The organism is Buchnera aphidicola (Takecallis arundicolens), from assembly GCF_964058945.1.
Taxonomy (GTDB): domain Bacteria; phylum Pseudomonadota; class Gammaproteobacteria; order Enterobacterales; family Enterobacteriaceae; genus Buchnera_L; species Buchnera_L aphidicola_AH.
Window position 1 is genome coordinate 1 of record NZ_OZ060369.1, and the last position, 22,815, is coordinate 22,815.

General features: G+C 24.6%; 22 protein-coding genes and 1 tRNA gene. 18 read left to right on the forward strand and 5 right to left on the reverse strand.

Annotated elements, in window-relative coordinates:
* Nucleotides 1-138 precede the first annotated feature (138 nt).
* The 9 genes from mnmG (at nt 139) to atpC (ending at nt 8,662) form a co-directional block, all read left to right on the forward strand.
* Entirely contained in the window at nt 139-2,031 is a 1,893-nt protein-coding gene (gene mnmG, locus AB4W50_RS00005) for a tRNA uridine-5-carboxymethylaminomethyl(34) synthesis enzyme MnmG (protein WP_367677129.1), read from the forward strand.
* Nucleotides 2,032-2,131: 100 nt separating this feature from the next.
* Complete coding sequence (atpB, locus tag AB4W50_RS00010; RefSeq protein WP_367677130.1) at nt 2,132-2,953, forward strand: F0F1 ATP synthase subunit A; 822 nt, start codon at nt 2,132-2,134, stop codon at nt 2,951-2,953.
* A 36-nt stretch (nt 2,954-2,989) separates the two neighbouring features.
* Nucleotides 2,990-3,226 (forward strand): F0F1 ATP synthase subunit C, encoded by a 237-nt coding sequence (gene atpE / locus AB4W50_RS00015; RefSeq protein ID WP_367677131.1) that lies wholly within the window; start codon nt 2,990-2,992, stop codon nt 3,224-3,226.
* Between the two features lie 65 nt (nt 3,227-3,291).
* Complete coding sequence (atpF, locus tag AB4W50_RS00020; protein WP_367677132.1) at nt 3,292-3,762, forward strand: F0F1 ATP synthase subunit B; 471 nt, start codon at nt 3,292-3,294, stop codon at nt 3,760-3,762.
* Nucleotides 3,763-3,778: 16 nt separating this feature from the next.
* Nucleotides 3,779-4,315, forward strand: a complete 537-nt coding sequence (locus AB4W50_RS00025; protein WP_367677133.1) for a F0F1 ATP synthase subunit delta — start codon at nt 3,779-3,781, stop codon at nt 4,313-4,315.
* Nucleotides 4,316-4,332: 17 nt separating this feature from the next.
* Nucleotides 4,333-5,871 (forward strand): F0F1 ATP synthase subunit alpha, encoded by a 1,539-nt coding sequence (gene atpA, locus AB4W50_RS00030; protein WP_367677134.1) that lies wholly within the window; start codon nt 4,333-4,335, stop codon nt 5,869-5,871.
* A 52-nt stretch (nt 5,872-5,923) separates the two neighbouring features.
* Nucleotides 5,924-6,802 carry an ATP synthase F1 subunit gamma gene (gene atpG, locus AB4W50_RS00035; protein WP_367677135.1) on the forward strand — a complete coding sequence of 293 codons (879 nt, stop codon included), beginning with the start codon at nt 5,924-5,926 and terminating at the stop codon, nt 6,800-6,802.
* A gap of 31 nt (nt 6,803-6,833) precedes the next feature.
* The gene (gene atpD / locus AB4W50_RS00040; protein WP_367677136.1) at nt 6,834-8,231 is read left to right on the forward strand and encodes a F0F1 ATP synthase subunit beta; all 1,398 of its coding nucleotides are present in this window, start codon (nt 6,834-6,836) and stop codon (nt 8,229-8,231) included.
* 23 nt (nt 8,232-8,254) lie between these two features.
* Complete coding sequence (gene atpC / locus AB4W50_RS00045) at nt 8,255-8,662, forward strand: ATP synthase F1 subunit epsilon (RefSeq protein WP_367677137.1); 408 nt, start codon at nt 8,255-8,257, stop codon at nt 8,660-8,662.
* A gap of 27 nt (nt 8,663-8,689) precedes the next feature.
* Here atpC and gyrB read toward each other — a convergent pair whose 3' ends face one another.
* Nucleotides 8,690-11,092, reverse strand: coding sequence for a DNA topoisomerase (ATP-hydrolyzing) subunit B (gene gyrB, locus AB4W50_RS00050; RefSeq protein WP_367677316.1), 2,403 nt, complete (start codon nt 11,090-11,092; stop codon nt 8,690-8,692).
* Between the two features lie 93 nt (nt 11,093-11,185).
* On the reverse strand, nt 11,186-12,289 hold the full coding sequence (dnaN, locus tag AB4W50_RS00055) for a DNA polymerase III subunit beta (RefSeq protein WP_367677138.1): 1,104 nt from the start codon (nt 12,287-12,289) through the stop codon (nt 11,186-11,188).
* Between the two features lie 290 nt (nt 12,290-12,579).
* Between dnaN and rpmH the strand changes: the two genes are divergently transcribed.
* The 4 genes from rpmH to mnmE all read left to right on the forward strand — a co-directional run bounded on the left by rpmH (nt 12,580) and on the right by mnmE (nt 16,195).
* Nucleotides 12,580-12,723, forward strand: coding sequence for a 50S ribosomal protein L34 (rpmH, locus tag AB4W50_RS00060; protein WP_367677139.1), 144 nt, complete (start codon nt 12,580-12,582; stop codon nt 12,721-12,723).
* A gap of 2 nt (nt 12,724-12,725) precedes the next feature.
* Complete coding sequence (gene rnpA / locus AB4W50_RS00065; protein ID WP_367677140.1) at nt 12,726-13,094, forward strand: ribonuclease P protein component; 369 nt, start codon at nt 12,726-12,728, stop codon at nt 13,092-13,094.
* Nucleotides 13,095-13,211: 117 nt separating this feature from the next.
* Nucleotides 13,212-14,801 (forward strand): membrane protein insertase YidC, encoded by a 1,590-nt coding sequence (gene yidC / locus AB4W50_RS00070; protein WP_367677141.1) that lies wholly within the window; start codon nt 13,212-13,214, stop codon nt 14,799-14,801.
* 29 nt (nt 14,802-14,830) lie between these two features.
* On the forward strand, nt 14,831-16,195 hold the full coding sequence (gene mnmE / locus AB4W50_RS00075; protein ID WP_367677142.1) for a tRNA uridine-5-carboxymethylaminomethyl(34) synthesis GTPase MnmE: 1,365 nt from the start codon (nt 14,831-14,833) through the stop codon (nt 16,193-16,195).
* Nucleotides 16,196-16,227: 32 nt separating this feature from the next.
* Here the strand turns inward: mnmE and AB4W50_RS00080 are convergent.
* Nucleotides 16,228-16,300: transfer RNA gene (locus tag AB4W50_RS00080), tRNA-Phe, on the reverse strand.
* A 270-nt stretch (nt 16,301-16,570) separates the two neighbouring features.
* Here AB4W50_RS00080 and AB4W50_RS00085 point away from each other — a divergent pair.
* The 3 genes from AB4W50_RS00085 to AB4W50_RS00095 all read left to right on the forward strand — a co-directional run bounded on the left by AB4W50_RS00085 (nt 16,571) and on the right by AB4W50_RS00095 (nt 19,243).
* Nucleotides 16,571-16,864 (forward strand): co-chaperone GroES, encoded by a 294-nt coding sequence (locus AB4W50_RS00085; RefSeq protein WP_367677143.1) that lies wholly within the window; start codon nt 16,571-16,573, stop codon nt 16,862-16,864.
* Between the two features lie 52 nt (nt 16,865-16,916).
* Entirely contained in the window at nt 16,917-18,563 is a 1,647-nt protein-coding gene (gene groL / locus AB4W50_RS00090) for a chaperonin GroEL (RefSeq protein WP_367677144.1), read from the forward strand.
* A 104-nt stretch (nt 18,564-18,667) separates the two neighbouring features.
* Complete coding sequence (locus AB4W50_RS00095; protein WP_367677145.1) at nt 18,668-19,243, forward strand: elongation factor P; 576 nt, start codon at nt 18,668-18,670, stop codon at nt 19,241-19,243.
* Between the two features lie 6 nt (nt 19,244-19,249).
* Here AB4W50_RS00095 and AB4W50_RS00100 read toward each other — a convergent pair whose 3' ends face one another.
* Both AB4W50_RS00100 and rsmD read right to left on the reverse strand, forming a co-directional pair.
* A complete protein-coding gene (locus AB4W50_RS00100; RefSeq protein ID WP_367677146.1) occupies nt 19,250-19,987 on the reverse strand; it encodes an ATP-binding protein in 738 nt (245 codons plus the stop codon).
* A gap of 50 nt (nt 19,988-20,037) precedes the next feature.
* Nucleotides 20,038-20,610 (reverse strand): 16S rRNA (guanine(966)-N(2))-methyltransferase RsmD, encoded by a 573-nt coding sequence (gene rsmD / locus AB4W50_RS00105; RefSeq protein ID WP_367677147.1) that lies wholly within the window; start codon nt 20,608-20,610, stop codon nt 20,038-20,040.
* 95 nt (nt 20,611-20,705) lie between these two features.
* On the opposite strand from rsmD, the gene ftsY reads away from it, so the two are divergent.
* Entirely contained in the window at nt 20,706-21,728 is a 1,023-nt protein-coding gene (ftsY, locus tag AB4W50_RS00110; protein ID WP_367677148.1) for a signal recognition particle-docking protein FtsY, read from the forward strand.
* A 171-nt stretch (nt 21,729-21,899) separates the two neighbouring features.
* Complete coding sequence (rpoH, locus tag AB4W50_RS00115; RefSeq protein ID WP_367677149.1) at nt 21,900-22,751, forward strand: RNA polymerase sigma factor RpoH; 852 nt, start codon at nt 21,900-21,902, stop codon at nt 22,749-22,751.
* The last annotated feature ends 64 nt before the right edge of the window (nt 22,752-22,815 follow it).

Genomic DNA, 22,815 nt, shown 5'->3' on the forward strand with positions numbered 1-22,815 from the left:
TGATATATGTTTATTACAGGCAAGTACTAATGTTGTATGATATATGTTTATTACAGGCAAGTACTAATGTTGTATGATATATGTTTATTACAGGCAAGTACTAATGTTGTATGATATATGTTTATTAAAAGGAAAATCATGAAATTTTATAATAAGTATTTCGATGTACTTATTGTCGGTGGAGGACATGCTGGGATAGAAGCAGCATTAGCTGCTACTCGTATTGGTTGTAAAACGCTTCTATTAACGCAAAAGATCAATACCCTAGGTGATTTATCATGTAATCCTGCTATAGGCGGAATAGGAAAAAGTCATTTAGTAAAAGAAATAGATGCTTTAGGTGGTATCATGGCTATTGCTGCCGATATTGCAGGTATACAATTTCGTATTTTAAATGAAACAAAAGGACCTGCTGTACAAGCAACAAGAGCACAAGTCGATAGAAAAATATATAAAAATTTTATTCAAAAGATATTATTTAAACAAAAAAATTTAAAAATTATAGAAACAGAAGTTAGTGATTTAATTATTAAAAACTATTGTATTATAGGTGTACAAACTATTAATCGAAATATATTTTATTCACAATCAGTAATATTAACTACAGGAACATTTTTAGGTGGTAAAATACATATAGGATTAAATAGTTATGATGGCGGTAGAATAAATGATGTTACATCTATAAAATTATCAGAAAGATTAAAAAAATTACCATTAAAAATAAAACGTTTAAAAACCGGAACACCTCCTCGGTTAGATATAAGAACAATTAATTTTAAAAACTTAATTAAACAAATAGGAGATAAACCTGAACCAATTTTTTCATTTATTGGAAATCGCACACAACATCCAAAACAAGTATTTTGTTATATTACAAGAACCAATAATAATACTCATAAAATTATAAAAGAAAACTTACACCAAAGTCCAATGTTTGCAGGAGATATATTAAGTACAGGACCTAGATATTGTCCATCTATTGAAGACAAAATTGTAAAATTTCAAGATAAAGATAGCCACCAAATTTTTATTGAACCAGAGGGTATTAGTTGTATTGAAGCATATCCAAATGGTATTTCGACAAGTTTACCACTTAATATACAAATAAAATTCCTTAAAACAATTCAAGGTTTTGAAAATGTTAAAATAATTCGACCAGGATATGCAGTAGAATATGATTTCATAGATCCTAAAGGATTAAAATCAACATTAGAAAGTAAATTTATTAATGGTTTATTTTTTGCAGGACAAATTAATGGTACAACTGGATATGAAGAAGCTGCAGCTCAGGGATTATTAGCAGGTATAAATTCTGCTTTATATGCATGTGGTAAACAATTATGGTATCCAAAAAGAAATGAATCATATTTAGGTGTTTTAGTTGACGATTTATGTACTAAAGGTACAAAAGAACCTTATCGTATGTTTACTTCACGTGCAGAATTTCGTTTACTTTTAAGAGAAAATAATGCAGATTTAAGATTAACAAAATATGCAAAGCAATTTGGTTTAATTAATAATTATAGATGGATACAATATCAAAAAAAAAAAAAACATATCAAAAGAGAGAAAGAAAGAATTAAAAGTATGATAATTAATATATATTCTCAAGAAGCAAAAGAATTAAAAGAAGTTTTTAATATTGATTTAAAAAATAATACTTTTGGATATGAATTATTAAAAAGACCTGAAATTACATTAAATAATATTAAAAAATCAAAAATATTTTTCCATAAAAATACTAATATTCTTGCTTTACATGAAATTATAATAGGAATTAAATATAAAGGTTATATAAAAAAACAGTATCAACAAATTGCACAATACAAAAAATATGAGGATACTGCATTACCAATTAATTTTGATTATTTAAATATTAAAGGATTATCAAATGAAGTTATAAATACGTTAAATTGTTATCAACCTAATTCAATTGGACAAGCTTCTAGAATTTCTGGTATCACTCCTGCTGCTATTTCTATTTTATTAATTTATTTAAAAAAAAATAATTTTTTAAATAAAAATATATAAAATACTATAATGAACTAGTTTAAATATAAATTTTATTTTTAAATACTTTATAGAAATAATATACTTAATAGATAATGTATTGATTAAGGTCATTTTTCTTATGATATTATCAAAAATATCCAATCCTGTAAAATATATTCACCATCATTTACAGCATTTACAAATTAATATTAAAAAATTAATTTTTCCAAACGATCATACAACGAAAACATTTTGGATAATAAATATTGATTCAATATTATTTTCTTTATTTTTAGGTATTATATTTTTATTATTTTTTTATTATATAATTATTAGATTATCCATTAAAAATCCATCTAAATTTCAAATTTTTGTTGAATTAATAATAGAATTTATAAATAAAAATGTAAAAGATATATATTCTGGAAATAATGTATTGGTTGCTCCATTAGCATTAACAATTTTTATTTGGATTTTGTTAATGAATACTATGGATTTAATTCCAATAGATTTTATACCATATTTGTTAAATGTAACATTTGATATTCCTTATTGTAGGATTGTACCATCTGCAGATATTAATGTTACTATTGCAATTGCATTAGTAGTATTTATATTAATTATTTTTTATAGCATTAAGACTAAAGGGATAAATGGTTTCTTAAAAGAATTAATAACACAACCTTTTAACTCTTATTTATTTTATTTAGTAAATTTTTTTTTAGAATCGATTACTTTATTATCAAAACCAATATCTTTAGCATTACGTTTATTTGGTAATATGTATGCAGGTGAAATGATCTTTATATTAATTTCTGGGTTTTTACCTTGGTGGTTACAATGGACGTTAAGTGTACCCTGGGCTATTTTTCATATTTTAATAATTTTCTTACAAGCATTTATTTTTATGATTTTAACCATTGTTTATTTATCTATGGCAACTAAAACACACGATTTATAAAATATTTTTTATTTTAAAAAAAAAGAGGATTTTTATATGCATAATTTACATATGTTGTATTTAGCAGCAGGTATTATGATTGGTTTAGCTTCTATTGGAGCAGCAATTGGAATTGGAATATTAGGTGGAAAATTTTTAGAAGGAGCAGCACGTCAACCTGATTTAATTCCAATTTTAAGAGCACAGTTTTTTGTTGTCATGGGTTTAGTTGATGCAATTCCTATGATTGCTGTAGGTTTAGGATTATATATGATTTTTGCATTTTCAAAATAATTATTCAGTTAATTTTATAAATTTATTTTTCTTACATATTATTTTTATATAGGGTTATATAATTTATGGATTTAAATTCAACAATATTAGGTCAAATTATTGCATTTATTTTATTTATTTGGTTTTGTATGGAATATATTTGGCCTAATTTAATCACAGTAATTACACAACGTCAATGCTTAATTAAAGAAAAATTATCTAATATTAAAAAAAAAAAACAACATGTAACAGATATGTATAATCAAGCAAAAAAAGTGATCCATGATTCTCAAAGAAAAGCACGTGATATTATTAATAATGCTAATAAGGATAAGGTATTAATTATAGAAGATGCTAAACAATGTGCAAAACAAGAAAAAGAAAAAATTCTTATACAAGCTGAAATAGCTATTCAAATGAAAGAAATTAAATTAAGAAAAAAATTAACAAAAGAAATTAGTATACTAGCAAGTATGATGGCAAAAAAAATTATTGTTAATAGTATTAATTGTAAAGATAAAAACTGTAATATAGAAAATATAATTAATAATCTATAATTTTGGAGTAATATTTGTGCAACATAATTTAACTGTAGCTCGTGCTTATGCTACAGCAATATTTAAGATTTCTGTTCAACATAAATCTTTTGAGAATTGGAAAATATTATTAATAAAATTATCAGAAATGTCTCAATCTCAACATATAAATAATTTTTTTCATGTTATATATTCTGTTGATATTATATTAAAAATTATTATAACAGCTTGTTGTAATATAAAAATTGATCAGTATGGTAAAAATTTAATTACATTACTTATTTTAAATAAAAGATTATACTTATTAGAACAAATTTGCAATCAGTTTATCATGTTATATAATGATTACTACAACATTATAAATATTGAAATTACTACCACACATGATTTAAATACAGAACAAAAAAAAAAAATTAGTATATTTTTAAAAAATAGATTTAATAAAAAAATTAATTTAATTTGTCGTATAGACTCGTCGATTTTACATGGGGTAATTTTAAGATATCACGATATGGTAATTGATAACTGTGTTTTGAGTCGATTTTCTGAATTATCAAATTTTTTAATATCATAATGAGAATAAATAAAAATATGCAATTACATTCAAGTGAAATTAGTGATTTAATTAAACAGCGTATTGAAAAATTTAATATATTAAAAAAAATTCATAACGAAGGTATAATTATTTCTGTTAGTGATGGAATTATTAAAATTCATGGTATTACTGAAGTTATGTTCGGTGAAATGATTCTTTTACCTAATAATTTATATGCGTTAGCTTTAAATTTAGAACAAGATATTACAAGTGCTGTAGTATTAGGATGTTATTTAAATATTACAGAAGGTATGCGTGTTTATTCAACAGGAAAAATGCTTGAAATTCCTGTTGGTGCTAACTTATTAGGTCGTGTTGTGAATGCTTTAGGATGTCCTATTGATGGTCAAGGTGATATTATTAGTACATTATATTACCCAATTGAACAAGAAGCTCCTGGGGTTATTGAACGCATTTCGGTATCTGAACCGGTTTATACAGGATATAAATCTATTGATTCTATGGTTCCTATTGGTAAAGGGCAGAGAGAATTAATTATTGGTGATCGACAAACTGGTAAAACTACATTAGCTATAGATACTATTATTAATCAAAAAAAATCAGGTATTTTTTGTATTTATGTTGCTATTGGTCAGAAACAATCAACTGTATTACATGTTGTGAAAACATTAGAAAAATATGATTCTTTATCACATACAGTTATTGTTAATGCTACAGCATCTGAAGCTCCAGTTATGCAATATTTAGCACCATATTCTGGATGTTCTATTGGTGAATATTTTAGAGATCATGGGAAAAATGCATTAATTGTATATGATGATTTATCTAAGCATGCTATTGCATACCGTCAGATATCGCTGTTGTTACGACGTCCTCCAGGACGAGAGGCATTTCCAGGGGATATTTTTTATTTACATTCACGTTTATTAGAAAGGTCAGCACGTATCAATATACAAAGTGTAAAACGACGTAGTAATAACAAAATTTCTAATAAAACAGGATCATTAACAGCTTTACCAATTATAGAAACACAATCTGGAGATGTTTCATCATTTATACCTACAAATGTTATTTCAATAACAGATGGACAAATTTTTCTAGAATCTAATTTGTTTAATATTGGTATTCGTCCTGCTATTAATCCTGGGATATCAGTTTCACGTGTTGGTAGTGCTGCACAGATCAAGATTATTAAAACATTATCATCTAAACTTAGAGTTGCATTAGCGCAATATCGTGAATTAGCGGCATTTTCTCAATTTTCTACTGATTTAGATGAAATAACAAAAAAACAATTAAATTATGGAAAAAAAATTACTGAGCTATTAAAACAGAATCAACATGCTCCACTATCTGTATCAGAACAAACAATTATATTTTTTGCAGCAGAAAATGGTTTTATTGATGATATTAATGTACATGAAATTGCTAGTTTTGAAAAAACTATTTTACAATATTTTAATACATATCATGCTGATTTAATGATCCAAATTAATTCTACAGATTTATATACAAAGGATATACAAGATAAAATTATAAATATCATGAAGATTTTTAAAAAAAATACTAGTTAGTTGTCTAATATATTTGATACTTTCATGTATTATAAATATAATAGGATGCTTTATGGCAAATACAAAAACAATACGTAATAAAATTTTAAGTATAAAAAATACGCAAAAAATTACTAAAACCATGGAAATGGTTTCAATTTCAAAAATGAAAAAAGTAACAAAAAAATTATTGATAAGTGCACCATATTTAGAACACTTAAAAAAAATAATTTCTCATTTTTTACAAGGTAAATTAAGTTATAAACATTATTTTTTACAAAAAAAAATGATAGCTAAAAAAATAGCTATTATTATTATATCATCTAGTCGTGGTTTATGCGGTAATCTAAATTATAATGTTTTTAAGAAAGTGAATTATTTTATTAAAAAAAATCAAGATAAGAATATAATTTGTGATTTGTATATTGTAGGAATGAAAGGTATATTGTTTTTTAAGAACAATCGTTATGTTAATATTAAAAAAACTATTAATTTTACTGATAATATTACATATAAGATGGTATCTCCGCTAATTACAGAATTAGTACAAGAATATCAAAAAGATAATTTTGATAAATTATTTATTGCAGGTAATAAATACAATACAAAAAATGAAAAAACATCATATTTATCACAATTATTACCTTTAAAATCAATTTTTTTCAGAGACTCTGGGTATACAAAATATACTACTTGGGATTATTTATATGAACCAAATTCAATATTAGTTTTAGATTATACGTTTCAGAAATATATTTTATTTCAAGTACTGCAATTAATACTAGAAAACATGGTATGTGAACAATCATTAAGAAGATTAATTATGAAAACTGCCACTGATAACAGTGAAAACATAATTCAAGAATTACAGTTGTTATATAATAAGATACGTCAATATAGTATTACACAAGAAATTATGGAAATTATTTCAGGTGCATCAAGTATGAATTAATTATTTATAGTAATTATATAGGGGGAGTAATATGCACACCGGAAAGATTATACAAATCATTGGAGCTATAGTAGATGTAGTGTTTCCAAAAGAACAGATTCCTAAAATATATCATGCATTAGAAGTATGTCATAACAATATAGTATTGACATTAGAGGTACAACAGCAACTTGGTTCAGGAATTGTACGTACTATTGCTATGGGTTCTTCTAATGGTTTAAAAAGAGGTTTATTAGTAAAAAATCTGGGTCATTATATTCGTGTTCCTGTTGGATCTGCTACACTAGGAAGAATGATTAATGTATTAGGACAACCAATTGATATGAAGGGTCCAATTAAAAATTTAGATGGTACTGATCCTGAATATTGGGACATTCATCGAGCAGCACCAACATATCAAGAACAGTCAAATATGGAGGAAATATTAGAAACTGGAATAAAGGTTATTGATTTAATTTGTCCATTTTGCAAGGGAGGTAAAATTGGTTTATTTGGTGGAGCTGGAGTTGGAAAAACAGTGAATATGATGGAATTAATTCGTAATATTGCAGTACAACATGCTGGATATTCTGTTTTTACTGGAGTCGGTGAACGTACAAGAGAAGGAAATGATTTTTATCATGAGATGCAAACATCTAATGTATTAGATAAAGTATCATTAGTGTATGGTCAAATGAATGAACCTCCAGGTAGTAGATTACGAGTAGCTTTTACAGGATTAACAATAGCAGAAAAATTTCGAGATAATGGTAAAAATGTATTATTATTTATTGATAATATTTATAGATATATTTTGGCTGGTACTGAAGTTTCAGCATTACTTGGTAGAATGCCTTCTGCAGTTGGTTATCAACCAACATTGTCTGAAGAAATGGGTATTTTACAAGAACGTATTACTTCAACTAATAAAGGTTCTATTACATCAATACAAGCCGTATATGTACCAGCTGATGATTTAACAGATCCTGCTCCAGCAATAACATTCTCACATTTAGATGCTACTATTACTTTAAGTCGTCAAATTGCATCTTTAGGAATTTACCCTGCTGTCGATCCTCTTAGTTCGACAAGTAGACAATTAGCTGTAGAATTAGTTGGTTTAGAACACTATAATATAGCTCGAAATGTACAATCAATTTTACAAAAATATGAAGAACTGAAAGATATTATTGCAATATTAGGTATGGATGAATTATCTGAACAAGATAGGATTTTAGTATCACGAGCGCGTAAAATTCAGAGATTTTTATCACAACCATTTTTTGTTGCTGAAATTTTTACTGGATTTCCTGGAAAATACGTTTCTCTAAAAGATAATCTTAGAGGGTTTCAGGGTATTATAGAAGGTGAATTTGATCACTTACCTGAACAATCATTTTATATGGTTGGTAATATTGAAGAAGCAATACAGAAATCAAAGACATTATAATTATTGATATGGAGTATTTCAATATGGATTGTTATTTAAATGTTGTTAGCATAAAAAAACATCTATTTTCTGGACATATTAAAAAAATTTATATTACTGGATATAAAGGTGTATTAAATATTTATCCTGGACATACGCCGTTATTAACTACGATTAAACCTGGTTTATTATCTATTTTTACTATTTCTAAAAAAAAATTATTATATATTTCATATGGTATTTTAGAAGTACAGCCAAGTGTAATTAATATTTTGCCTGATGAAGGATGTTTTTTAAGTGACTTAAATTATGATAAATTAATTTATAAAAAGAAATATATGGAAAAAAAAATATTACAATTGAATGAAACAGAAAAAAAAAATTTACAGATTAAATTATTAGATATCCAAATACAAATTAAGTTATTACAGGAAAAATATAATATTGATTAAGATAAAAATATTTTATATTCGCATATTTTAAATATCAATATTTTCAACCATGAGAGCATTTTTTTCAATAAAAATTTTACGTGGTTCTACTACATCACCCATAAGTGTATTAAATAATTTACTTGCAGAAACAGCATCATTAATTGTTACTTGTAACATATTTCTTGTTTTAGGATTCATTGTTGTCTCCCATAGTTGTGTAGGATTCATTTCTCCTAAACCTTTATATCGTTGTATATGTATTTCTTTTTGTATTGTTTTGATTAACCATTTAATAATAGATCTTAAATTAATAATGTTATTTTTTTGATTTCCTCTTTGAATAAAATCACCTGTCTGAATTAAATCAGCCCAGTTATTGTGTACTTTTTTCATTTTATCATACTCAATACTTGATAAAAATTTATTTGTAATATGATACGTATGATGTTTAGCATTTAATCTATTATATTCGTAAATACTTGGTTCAAAACTATTTTCTTTAATTTTACTGGAATATGTAATATATTTTGTTTGATTATTTAAATATATTACTATATTTGTTATCCATTGTGAAACTTTTTCTCTATTATTAAAGTTATCTATTTTTGGTTGATGTATTAGTGCTTCTATTATAACATTAGAAAAATGATATTGATTTTTTTTTAAAAAATATTTAATATTTTGATATTCTAAAATTATATTTTTAAATTTCTCGGAATTAGTATTATGGTTATTAGAATTGCGTTTGAAATATATTAAATTTTTTAATGCAATTTTCATTTGTTTTTTGTGCATTTCTTCTTCATTTTTAATATATATTTCTTTTTTCCCTTGTTTAATTTTATACAGTGGAGGTTGTGCAATATATATATGTCCTTGTTGAATAATTTCTGGCATATATCGATAAAAAAAAGTTAATAGTAATGTCCGAATATGTGAACCATCAATATCTGCATCAGTCATAATAATAATATTATGATATCTTAATTTTTCTGGGTTATATTCTACTTTTCCAACGCCACATCCTAATGCAGTAATGATTGCGCTAATTTCTTGAGATGCCAACATTTTTTCAAATGTTGCTTTTTCTACATTTAGTATTTTTCCTTTTAGTGGTAAAATCGCTTGATTTTTTCGGTTTCTACCTTGTTTTGCTGAACCTCCAGCAGAATCACCTTCTACTAAATAAATTTCAGATAGTATTGGATTTTTCTCTTGACAATCTGATAATTTTCCAGGTAATCCACTTAAATCTAATAATCCTTTTTTTTTACTAATTTCTCTTACTTTTTTTGCTGCTTCTCGCATTTTTGCAGCGTGAATAATTTTATTAATAATATTTTTAGCATCTTTTGGATTTTCTAATAAAAAATCTGATAAATGTGTCATTATTACTGATTCGATTATCGATTTTACTTCTGATGAAACTAATTTTTCTTTTGTTTGAGATGAAAATCGTGGGTTAGGCATTTTAAGAGAAATAATTGCAGTTAATCCTTCTCGTGTATCATCACCTGTTGTTTGAATTTTTCCTTTTTTATTATATCCTTCTTTATTAATATAATTATTTATAGTTCTTGTAATTGCTGTACGAAAGCTTGATAAATGTGTTCCTCCGTCTTTTTGAGGGATATTATTTGTGAAACAATATATTTTTTCTTTAAATGAATTATTCCATTGCATAGATACGTCTAATTCAATTTCATTTTTTATAGCATGAAAATATATTGTTTGCGAATGTATTGGTGTTTTATTTTCGTTTAGAAATTTAATAAATGCTTTAATACCACCCGTATAATGAAATATATTTGTTAAGTTTTTTTTAAGATCAATTATTTGTATTTCAATATTAGAATTTAAAAAAGATAATTCTCGTAATCTGGATGATAGTACTTCATATTGAAAATTAATAATATGGTTAAATATTTTTTCACTTGGCCAAAAATGAATTTTTGTACCTGTAATATTTGTTTTTCCAGTAATTTTTAATTTATTTATAGGAGTACCATTTTTATACGTTTGTTGATATATGTTACCTTGTCTATATATTGTTAATTGTAATTTTTTAGATAATGCATTAACAACAGAAATACCAACACCATGTAAACCGCCAGATATTTTATATGTGTTATTATCAAATTTTCCACCAGAATGTAGCATAGTTAAAATAACTTCTGCTGCTGGTATACCTTCTTCTGGATGAATATCGGTTGGTATACCTCGTCCATCATCTTGTACAGAAATTGATCCATCTGTATGCATGATAACATGAATTTTTTTACAATATCCGGATAAAGCTTCGTCAATGGCATTATCTACTACTTCAAACACCATATGATGTAATCCACTTCCATCATCTGTATTACCAATATACATACCAGGTCTTTTTCGAACAGCATCTAATCCTTTTAGAATTTTAATATTAGATGAATTATACATATGTAGTATTATTCCTTTTTTATTTTTTTATACATGAATATTCGTTAAGTATTAAAAATATGTGTACTTATAATATGTTTTATATAGTATAGAAATATTTTTTTATAAAATTAATGGCATAATTAGATGATATGAATTATAATCTGCAATATATTTTATATATATCGTTGAACTTGTATTGTTTAAAAAAATTTCAATTTCTTTTTGATTAATAATATTAATTACATCTAAAATATAATTAATATTCATTGTTAATTCAATCGATGATGTATCATTATAATCAATTTTAAATTCTTCTTGAATTGTTTCATCATGTTCATTACTTGCACATACAGTACATAATCCTTTTTGGATTATAATCCTTACACCTTGTAGTTTTTGGTGTATTAGAATAGATGCTCGTATTAATGCATTTTTTAATGTTTCTCGATTAAGAATAATGTGTTTATCAAATTTTGTTTTTAAAAGATTTTTGTATATCGGGAATTGATTATCAATTAATTTACTGGATAAGGTATATTTCTCTAAATAAAATTGAATAATTTTATTGCCCATATATACTTGAATTTTATTATCTTTATATTCTAATATTTTTATTAGTTCTAAAATTGTTTTATACGGAATAATTATTGAAATTCGTTTATTAGTATTTATACATGATGTATATGTGATTGCCATACGGTATCCATCTGTAGCAACTGCAAATATTTTACCGGAATAAATTTCAATATTCATGCCATTTAAATAATGACGTATATCATGTTTTGCCATAGCATAATGGCTGTTATAAATAATATTTTTAAATTCATTTTGGTTAAGATAAATTTTCTGTATTATTTGTTTTGTTTTAAATTTAGGAAAATTTTTTGTACTGCATGCATTTAATTTAAAAATAATATTTTTGTATTGTAATTGCATAATATTATTTTCAGATATAACTTGAATGTTTGATTTATTTGGAAAACTACGTACAATATTTAATATTTTTTTACTAGAAACGAGTATTTCTCCAACATTAAAAATTTCATTACAATGTATTTTTGCAATCAATTCTAATTCTAAATTTGTGCTTGTTAAATATGCATTATTATTTTGAATATACAATAAAATATTATTAGTAATTGGATTCCCATGGTGTATACAAATAATACTGTTTAATTTTTGTATTGGTTTTAAGAAGTTTTCTTTTGTTATATTAAATTTCATATTTTTTATAATTGAAAAATTTAGTTAATAAATTACACTAAATATTAAAAAGTTTATATATTTCATTAATTATGATTATACTAATACAGTATTTTTATTGTTTATATTGTATTGTAATTATTAAATACAAGATATATTTTAATTTTATCATTAGATATTAATTGTGTTAAATAAATAATTTTTTATTTATGTTGACAGTATGTATATTTATTAATAACATATTTAGCTATTTATATATATAAATTATTCTGTAATATTATTAATATTAAAAATTACATTAAGAGGATTATATGAAACGAACTTTTCAACCATCGTTATTAAAGAGAAATCGTGTACATGGTTTTAGAGCACGTATGGCAACACGTTCGGGGCGTAGCATTTTGTCTCGTAGAAGAAGCAAATTACGTGTTCGTTTAACTGTATCAAAAAAATAAAAATGAATGTATCTGATCGGTTTTTTTTTAAAAAAAAATTCAGACTTTTAAAAAAAAAAGATTTTAAAAGAGTATTTAATACATCACAAAAAAATGTAACGTCTTTATTAATTTCATTTAATGTAAATAATAAATTGAGTTACCCGAGATTAGGTATTATTATTTCAAAAAAAATTTCTAAGTCTGCTGTTAAACGTAATTTAATAAAACGAATAATTCGAGAAAGTTTTCGTATAGCACAATACTATTTATTAAATTTAGATTTTATTATTCTTGTTAAATCGAATATTATAAAAATCCATCGATTAGCATTAAAAAAATTCCTGAATAATTTTTGGATGAGGTATATTAATAATGTATCAAATATTTAATTTTTTAAAGATACAGATATGTTATATATTATCTAGTATTTTAAGACATTAATTATATATAATATTTATAAAATAAATGATATTTATACAAACTTATAATAAAAGAGAATATTTAACATGCGTTTAAAGCATTTTTTTTTAATTTTTATATTATTATTATGTTCATTATTTTTGTGGAAATTATGGACTATAAAATTATACAGTGTTAGTTTTAAAAAAACACAAATTCAATATGATATATCGGAACAAAAAAATCAATTTAATAAAATAAAAATCGTTGATGTAAAAACTGATGTTATGGATGTAAAAATTAATTTATTTAATGGAGAGATATATCAAGGTAGATTATTAAATTATCAGGAACAATTAACACGTTTTAAAAAATTAGAATTAATTAATCAAAAACACGATGAACAAAAAATAATTAGTGGTTTAATATGTAATAATGATCATATATTCAATTTAAAAAAAGATGTACTGTATAAAACAAATGTTATGCATTTTAAAATGCTTAATGGAAAAAAAATCTTGTTTGTACCAATTGTTTTAGATATAAATAATAATTTACACATTGTTAAAACATTTATATTTAAGAAAGGATCTTACGATATTGGTATTGAGTATAAAATATACAATCATAATATACATCCGTTATCGTATTATATTTACAGCGGGTTAAAACAAAAATTATCTAGTAGTAATGTTAATTCAGATATGACAAGTAATCAGTTTGAAAATATTGCATATTCTCAAGATAATGAAAAATATAAAAAATGTTTGTTGAGTGAGATGAAAAATCAGCAATACATACATTATGTTACACAAGGTGGATGGATTGCACTATTAAAAAAATATTTTTCCATTGCTTGGTTTTTAAATAATTCTGAAAAAAATACTGTGCACATTACTAATAAAAATAATCAAGATGTAATCTTTTGGTACAAAACATCACATTGTGTTATTTTTCCTGAAAAAAAATCTATTAAAAGAACTATATTTTGGTTTGGTCCAAAAATTCAAAGTCAAATGTCTCATATTGCTCCATATTTTGATTGTACCATAGAATATGGTTGGTTTTGGTTTTTATCAAAACCATTATTTTATTTATTAAATATATTACATGATTTTGTAAATAATTGGGGTTATGCAATTATTTTAATTACATGTATTATTCGGGTTATTACATATCCATTAATAAAATCACAATATCTTGCAACGATTAAAATGAAATTATTACAGCCTGAAATTCATTATATTAAACAAAAATTTAAAAACGATCGTAAAAAATTAAATGAGAAGATATTAAAATTATATCAAAAAAGTAATATTAATCCATTTAGTGGATTACTTCCTATTTTATTACAAATGCCAGTTTTTTTAGCATTGTATTATATGTTAGTTAATACCGTGGAATTAAGACATGCACCTTTTATATTCTGGATCAATGATTTGTCTGCACAAGATCCATTATATATTTTACCAGTTATTATGGGTATAACAATTTTTATTATGCAAAAAACTGCTCCTTCTAATTATTTTCCTCTTTCTTTACAAGAAAAAATAATAAATTTTTCACCTATCGTATTTGTATGTTTCTTTTTTTGGTTTCCATCTGGATTAGTATTATATTATACTATTAGTAATCTTGTCACGATATTACAACAAATTGTTATTCACCATACTTTAAAAAACCATATTAAATTGTAAATTATATAATTTATGTTATAAAATAAAATATGACTATTGATACTATAGTGGCTCAATCTACTCCGTATGGACGTTCTGGAGTAGGTATTTTAAGAATTTCTGGTTTTAAAACTAGTGATGTTTCAGAAAAAATATTAGGTTTATTACCTCCAGCACGACAGGCATATTATGCAACATTTTTAGATAATTATGGAGTTGCTATTGATGAGGGTATTGCAATATGGTTTCCTAAACCAAATTCATTTACTGGAGAAGATGTTTTAGAATTACATGCACATGGTAATCCAATAATTTTAGATTTATTAATGAAATCTATTTTACTTGTGAAAAACGTTCGTATTGCCCGTCCTGGTGAGTTTTCTGAACGTGCTTTTTTAAATGGTAAAATTGATTTAATACAAGCTGAATCAATTATTAAATTAATTAATGCTACAACTGAATCTCAAGTAAAATTTGCATTGAAATCTTTACAAGGTAGATTTTCAGAACAAATAGATTATTTAATTAATAGTATTATTGATATACGGATGTTACTTGAGGCGGTATTAAATTTTCCAGAAGAGGATTGTGATATATACGATACACAAATAGAAAAAAAATTAAAAAAAATTTTAATTAATATAAAAAATGTTTATAAAAATGCTAAGTTAGGTCATATAGAACGCGATGCGATCAAGATTGTTATTTCTGGTCAAACAAATGCAGGTAAATCAACTATTTTCAATCTTTTATCATGTAAAAATTCTGCAATAATAACAAATATTGCAGGAACGACGCGTGATGTTTTATGTGAAAATATTCAAATCAAAGGTGTGCAAATTCAACTAATTGATACTGCTGGTTTTCGTAAAACAGATAATATTATAGAAAAAATTGGTATTAGTAAAGCTTGGGAACAGGTTGCATTATCTGATCATATTTTTTTTGTTCTTGATGATACAAATAATATTTTTTATCAAAAACAAAAGATAACATCATTTATTAAAAAAATAAAATATAAAAATCAGGTGACAATTATTATTAATAAATGCGATCTTTCTCATAGAAAAGTTGGAATTAGAAAATATTTTAGTGGACGTACATATATTATGATTTCTGCAAAATACCTATCGGGTATTAAAATATTAAAGCAGCATTTACAATCTTTAGTACAAAAATTTATGATTAATAATACAGAAACAGTGTTTTTAACACAGCGTAGACACTTAAATATTTTGAGATCTATTAAAAAACAAGTGATTAATTTAAAAGAGAATTGGTTTGTTTTTAAAAATTTTGAATTATTGGCTGAAGATTTTAAAATTATACAAAATTTGTTAAATGAAATTACTGGTTCCATAACTTCTAATGATATTTTAAATTCTATTTTTAAGAATTTTTGTATTGGAAAGTAAAAAATTTTATCATTTTTAAAAAATATTAATTTTGCCCGAAGGCGGAATTGAACCACCGACACGGGGATTTTCAGTCCCCTGCTCTACCAACTGAGCTATTCGGGCAAAAAAAAGTTACTATTTCATTAAAACATATAATCATAGTTTATGTCAATAGTTTTTGTAAATTAAAAAATAATATTTATGAAACATGATATTTTAAATATAAATATTTTTTTAAAAATGTATGAAAAATATTTTATTCTTGAAAATTTTTATATGTATCCTTATAATTAAATACGATATAATAATGGTTTTTTATAAAAAAATACTAGTTTTCAAAAAATAAAATATTTTTGAAAAGATCTTTAAAATGTGTTTAAGGAGCTTAATTTCATGAAAATTCGTCCATTGCATGATCGGGTGATTATTAAAAAGCAAGAGGTTGAATCAAAGTCAGCAGGAGGTATTGTACTAACTGGTTCTGCTGCAGGTAAATCAACTCGCGGTAAAGTGATTGCAGTAGGTAATGGTCGTATTTTAGAAAATGGAAAAATAAAAGCGCTAGATGTAAAAATAGGTGATATTGTTATTTTTAATGAAGGATATGGTGCAAAAACTGAAAAGATTGATCATGAAGAAGTATTAATTTTAACTGAAAGTGATATTTTAGCAATCGTTGAAGAGTAATATATTCTTTATAAAGTAATGATAAATATTTTATATATGAAGGAATATGATAATGGCAGCGAAAGATGTGAAATTTGGTAATGAAGCTCGAGTTAAGATGCTTCGTGGAGTAAATGTATTGGCGGATGCAGTTAAAGTTACTCTCGGACCAAAAGGTAGAAATGTTGTTTTAGATAAATCTTTTGGTGCTCCTAGTATTACTAAAGATGGTGTTTCTGTTGCTCGTGAGATTGAATTAGAAGATAAGTTTGAAAACATGGGTGCTCAAATGGTAAAAGAAGTAGCATCTAAAGCGAATGATGCTGCAGGAGATGGAACAACGACTGCAACATTATTAGCACAGTCTATAGTTAATGAAGGTTTAAAAGCAGTAGCTGCTGGTATGAATCCGATGGATCTAAAAAGAGGAATTGATAAAGCAGTGATTCAAGCAGTAGAAGAATTAAAAAATATGTCTGTTCCATGTTCTGATTCTAAAGCAATTACACAAGTTGGTACAATATCAGCAAATGCTGATGAGACTGTTGGTAAACTGATTGCTGAAGCTATGGAAAAAGTTGGTAATGATGGAGTCATTACAGTAGAAGAAGGAACTGGTTTACAAGATGAATTAGAAGTTGTAAAAGGTATGCAATTTGATCGTGGTTATTTATCTCCATACTTTATTAATAAACCAGAAACTGGGATTGTTGAGTTAGATAATCCTTATATTTTAATGGTAGATAAAAAGATATCAAATATTCGTGAATTGTTGCCAGTATTAGAAGCAGTAGCTAAATCCAGTAAACCGTTATTAATTATTTCTGAGGATTTAGAAGGTGAGGCATTAGCAACTTTAGTAGTTAATTCTATGAGAGGAATTGTTAAGGTATCTGCTGTTAAAGCTCCAGGATTTGGTGATCGAAGAAAAGAGATGTTACAAGATATTTCTATTTTAACATCCGGTACAGTAATTTCTGAAGAATTAGCAATGGAATTAGAAAAATCTACTTTAGATGATTTAGGACAAGCAAAACGTGTAGTTATTACAAAAGATACAACGACAATTATTGGTGGTTTTGGTAATAAGAATACAATTAAAAATCGAATTATCCAAATTAGAAAACAAGCACAAGACGCAACTTCAGAATACGATAAAGAAAAGTTGAACGAAAGATTAGCAAAATTATCTGGTGGAGTAGCAGTACTAAAAGTTGGTGCAGCAACAGAAGTAGAAATGAAAGAAAAAAAAGCTCGTGTTGAAGATGCATTACATGCAACTCGTGCAGCTGTAGAAGAAGGTGTAGTTGCTGGGGGAGGTGTAGCTCTAGTGAGGGTTGCGGGTCTTATTTCAAATTTATCTGGACAAAATGAAGATCAAAATGTTGGTATTCGTGTTGCATTGCGTGCAATGGAAGCACCATTACGTCAAATAGTTTCTAATTCTGGAGAAGAACCATCTGTTGTAACTAATAATGTAAAAGATGGTAAAGGAAATTACGGATATAATGCTGCAACTGATCAGTATGGTGATATGATTAATTTTGGTATATTAGATCCAACTAAAGTAACTAGATCTGCTTTACAATATGCTGCTTCTGTAGCGGGTTTAATGATTACTACTGAATGTATGGTTACAGATTTACCGAAAGAAGAAAAATCAGATCTTAGTGCTCCTACTCCAGGAGGTATGGGCGGTGGAATGGGCGGCATGATGTAATTTTTTTTGTATATATATTTTTAATACATTAATAATTACCCTAAATAACTTCTGTGTTTAGGGGTAATTATTAAAATTTTATATATTAATCAAATTGATTATTTATGATTTTATATTTTAGCAATAGTTTTAAATCGGGATTGAAAGTACTTCTTAATAATGAACCATATTTAATTGAAAGTGTTAATTTTGTTAAACCTGGAAAAGGCCAAGCGTTTTCTCGGGTAAAATTACGCAATTTATTGAATAATCAATTATTAGAAAAAACTTTTCGTTCTACTGACAGTTTAGTTCATGCTGATATATTAGATATCAAATATATATATATTTATTACGATAATTATTTTTGGAATTTTATGCATCGAAAAAATTTTGATCAGTTATCGTTAGATAAAACAATTATTCAAAATAAGTATAAATGGTTAATAGAACAACACGAGTATGTAATTACTTTTTGGAATAAAAATCCAATATTAATTGAGATCAGTAAATTTGTGAACTTGAAAGTTATTGCTGATATTTCGGGTAAACAATTAAATTCTGTAATGATTAATAAAAAGTGTAAGCTATATAAATTACAAACTGGATTAATCATACAATTACCATTCTTTATTCAAATAGGAGATATTGTTAAAATTAATACTAGAACTCAAGAATATCATTCTAGAATTAATGGATAAGGTTTTTTAACTAATATTACTAGTTTTATTACGATAACTTTTCCAATTAAAATATAACCACAAACTGTTACTAAGTTGCATTCTATCAATAATTCTTTCACCTAATATTTTTTTTATTGTGTAATAATTGCAGTTAGATAGCATACCTATTGGTTTTTTTGAAGATGCTCTGCGATCTATAATTTGATTAATAACAATTTTTTCATATTTTGATTCTGTTTGTATTCCGATTTCATCTAATATTAATAAATCTAAATTACTTAAGTAATATATAAATTTTTCTTCAGTCATTTTTGTATTATTATTTTTAAATGTTGCTTTAATAGTTGACATTAAATTTGCAATTGTAATAATGAGTATTTTTTTTCCTTTTAAAATTAAATAATTACTAATTGCTGTGGCTAAATGATTTTTTCCGGTTCCAGGTCGACCTAAAAATACAAAATTAGCGTTATTTTGATCAAAGTTTTTTGCATATTTTTTTGTTAAGTGTATTGCTTTTTTATGTCCTTCGTGTTCTATTTTATAGTTTTGAAATGAACAATTTATATATAATTCTCGAATTCCTGATTTTAAAAATGCATTTCTTATTTTATATTTTTCATTTTTTTTGATAATTTTTTTAGAAAATATTTTTCCTTCTTTTTGATTCCAATGTAGTAGGTCTTTTTGATTTGTAAATTTTGGTGTGATGTGACTTGGAATAATATTTTTTAATTTTTTTAAAAAATCTGTATTATTCATAAAAAATTACCTTAACTGATTTAATGCATTATAAATATAATAATAAAATTTTATTTTTCATTATTTTTATACAAAGTGTATAACTTGTAATTAATGTCATTAGTATATTTGTTTTTATGTAATATCCAACTTTTAGGATATTGAATTTTTTTATCTTTTCTAGTTTCTATATATATATATCCCGATTTTTTAATAAGTTTATTATTTTCAATTAAAAAAATTGCTTCTTGTAAAATATTATTATTATAAGGTGGATCTAAAAAAATAATATCGTATTTATATGATTGTTTTTTTAACCATAATAATGTATTTGTATGAATAATGTTAATATTTTTAATATTTAATTTGTTAATATTGTATTTTAAATTATCAAATATTTTTTTATCTTTTTCTAATGCTGTTACGTATTTAGCAGATCGTGATATTGATTCAATACTTAATGATCCGCTTCCAGAAAAACAATCTAAACATTCTGCATTATATATTTTTTTTCTTAACCAATTAAAAAGTGTTTCTCTAATTTTATTTAGTGTTGGTCTTAACAAATTTACTGAAATAGTACGTATCATTCGTCCTTTAAGTATTCCTGAAATAATTCGAATGTTTTTAAAATATTGGTTCATATATAGTGTATACAGAATTAATTTTATATTTATTATATATGATTTTAATATTGTATTGAATATATTATTTTCTTTTTATGGTTTAGGTATATTTTATGTTAAGTAAAAGACATGCATTTTCCTGGTTAAATTTTTTTAAAAAAAAATCGTTAAATAACGATATTAAAAAATTAAATAAAACAAATGATAATAATAATTTTACATTCAATAATGTGTTACAAAATATTAATGATGCAAAAAATAATTTTTCTTTTAAAATTAGGAAATTTTTTTTAAAAAATACTTTAAATGATGTTTTTTTTGAAAAATTAGAAGAAAAATTATTACAATATGATTTTGGAGTATCTGTTTCAAAACAAGTTGTAAGTAATATATTTAAAAAATATCAGAATAATGTATTAAAAAATGAATCAGATATATATTTAGAATTAAAAAATAGTCTTTATGCAATTTTAAATTTATGTCATACATATAATAGGATACCTGATAAAGATGTTAAAAATAATCCGTATATTATATTATTAATAGGTGTAAATGGTGTTGGAAAAACAACTACAGCAGCAAAATTAGCATATTTTTATAAAAATTTAGGAAAATCTGTTGCTTTATCTGCAAGTGATACCTTTCGAGCAGCTGCTATTGAACAGATTAAGTTTTGGGGTAATAAAATTTCTATTCCTGTATTTTTTAAACAGTATGGTACTGATCCTTCTTCTGTGATTTTTGATTCAATTGAATTAGCTTGTTTGAATAAGATTGATATTTTAATTATTGATACAGCAGGTAGATTACATAATAAAATTAATCTAATAAATGAATTACAAAAAAATATTCGGGTTATAAAAAAAAAAATATTTTCTGATCCACATGAAATTTTATTAGTTTTAGATGGATGTAACGGTCAGAATTCTCATACGCAAACAAAAACTTTTTTAAAAAAAATACAAACAATTACAGGAATTATATTAACAAAATTAGATGGTACTGCTAAAGGTGGAATTGTATTTTCAATAGCAGAAGAATTTTCACTTCCAATTAAATATTTTACAAATGGTGAGCAATTACCAGATTTTTATAAATTTAATCCTAAAAAATTTATTGATAGCATGTTTTTATAGTTTTTTATTCTGTATTTTAAATATTTTTCAAGAGGTATTCATATGTGAATATGAATAGTTTATTTTATATATTTTATTACTTATTATATTTGCACATCTTGCTGTACGATAGGTGAAAGTTTTTACTAATTGTTGTTGATACAATCCTTGATTGAAATAGGAATTAGTATAATGTATGACGCGAAATGTTTAAATAAACTTTCTTTAAAGGATTTACCTTCATATATCTATATAGTAAATTCATGGAAGGTATTATCTTTTGAAGAAGAACGTTTTTTAACAGAACGTATATATTATCATTCAGACATATCAGCTGCAAAAACTATTATTTTATCTAATCTACGATTTGTAGTACATATTTCAAGAAATTATTTAGGTTATGGACTTTCACAATCTGATCTTATTCAAGAAGGGAATATTGGTTTAATGAAAGCAGTTCGTCGATTTAATCCAAATATTAATGTTCGTGTTATATCTTTTGCTGTACATTGGATTAAATCTGAAATTCATGAATATATATTAAAAAATTGGCGAATTGTAAAAGTTGCTACAACAAAAGTACAAAGAAAAATATTTTTTAATCTAAGAAAAATTAAGACAAGGTTAGGATTATCTACTGGATGTGAAGTTAAAATTGTTGCAAAAGAATTAGGTGTTACATATCAAGAAATTCAAGATATGGAATATCGGATGTTAATTCAAGATATAACATTACATGCATCTGAAAAAAATAAGGAAAATATACAAAAAAGGAATATAGTACCATATTTACAGGATTATACATCTAATTTTTCTATGCAATTAGAACGGTATAATTGGGATATACATACAACGAATAGATTAAATTATGCAATATTAAAATTGAATGAACGTGGTCGGTACATTATATATTCTCGATGGCTTAATAAAAGGAATAGAACTACATTGTATGAAATATCCAGTAAATATGATATTTCTGCAGAGCGAGTGCGTCAGTTAGAATATCATGCGGTAGAAATGTTAAAAGTAACTTCAGAGTCATAACAATATTAATAGATATCATATATATACACAAATTTTGTATTATTAATATAATATGATATTTTTT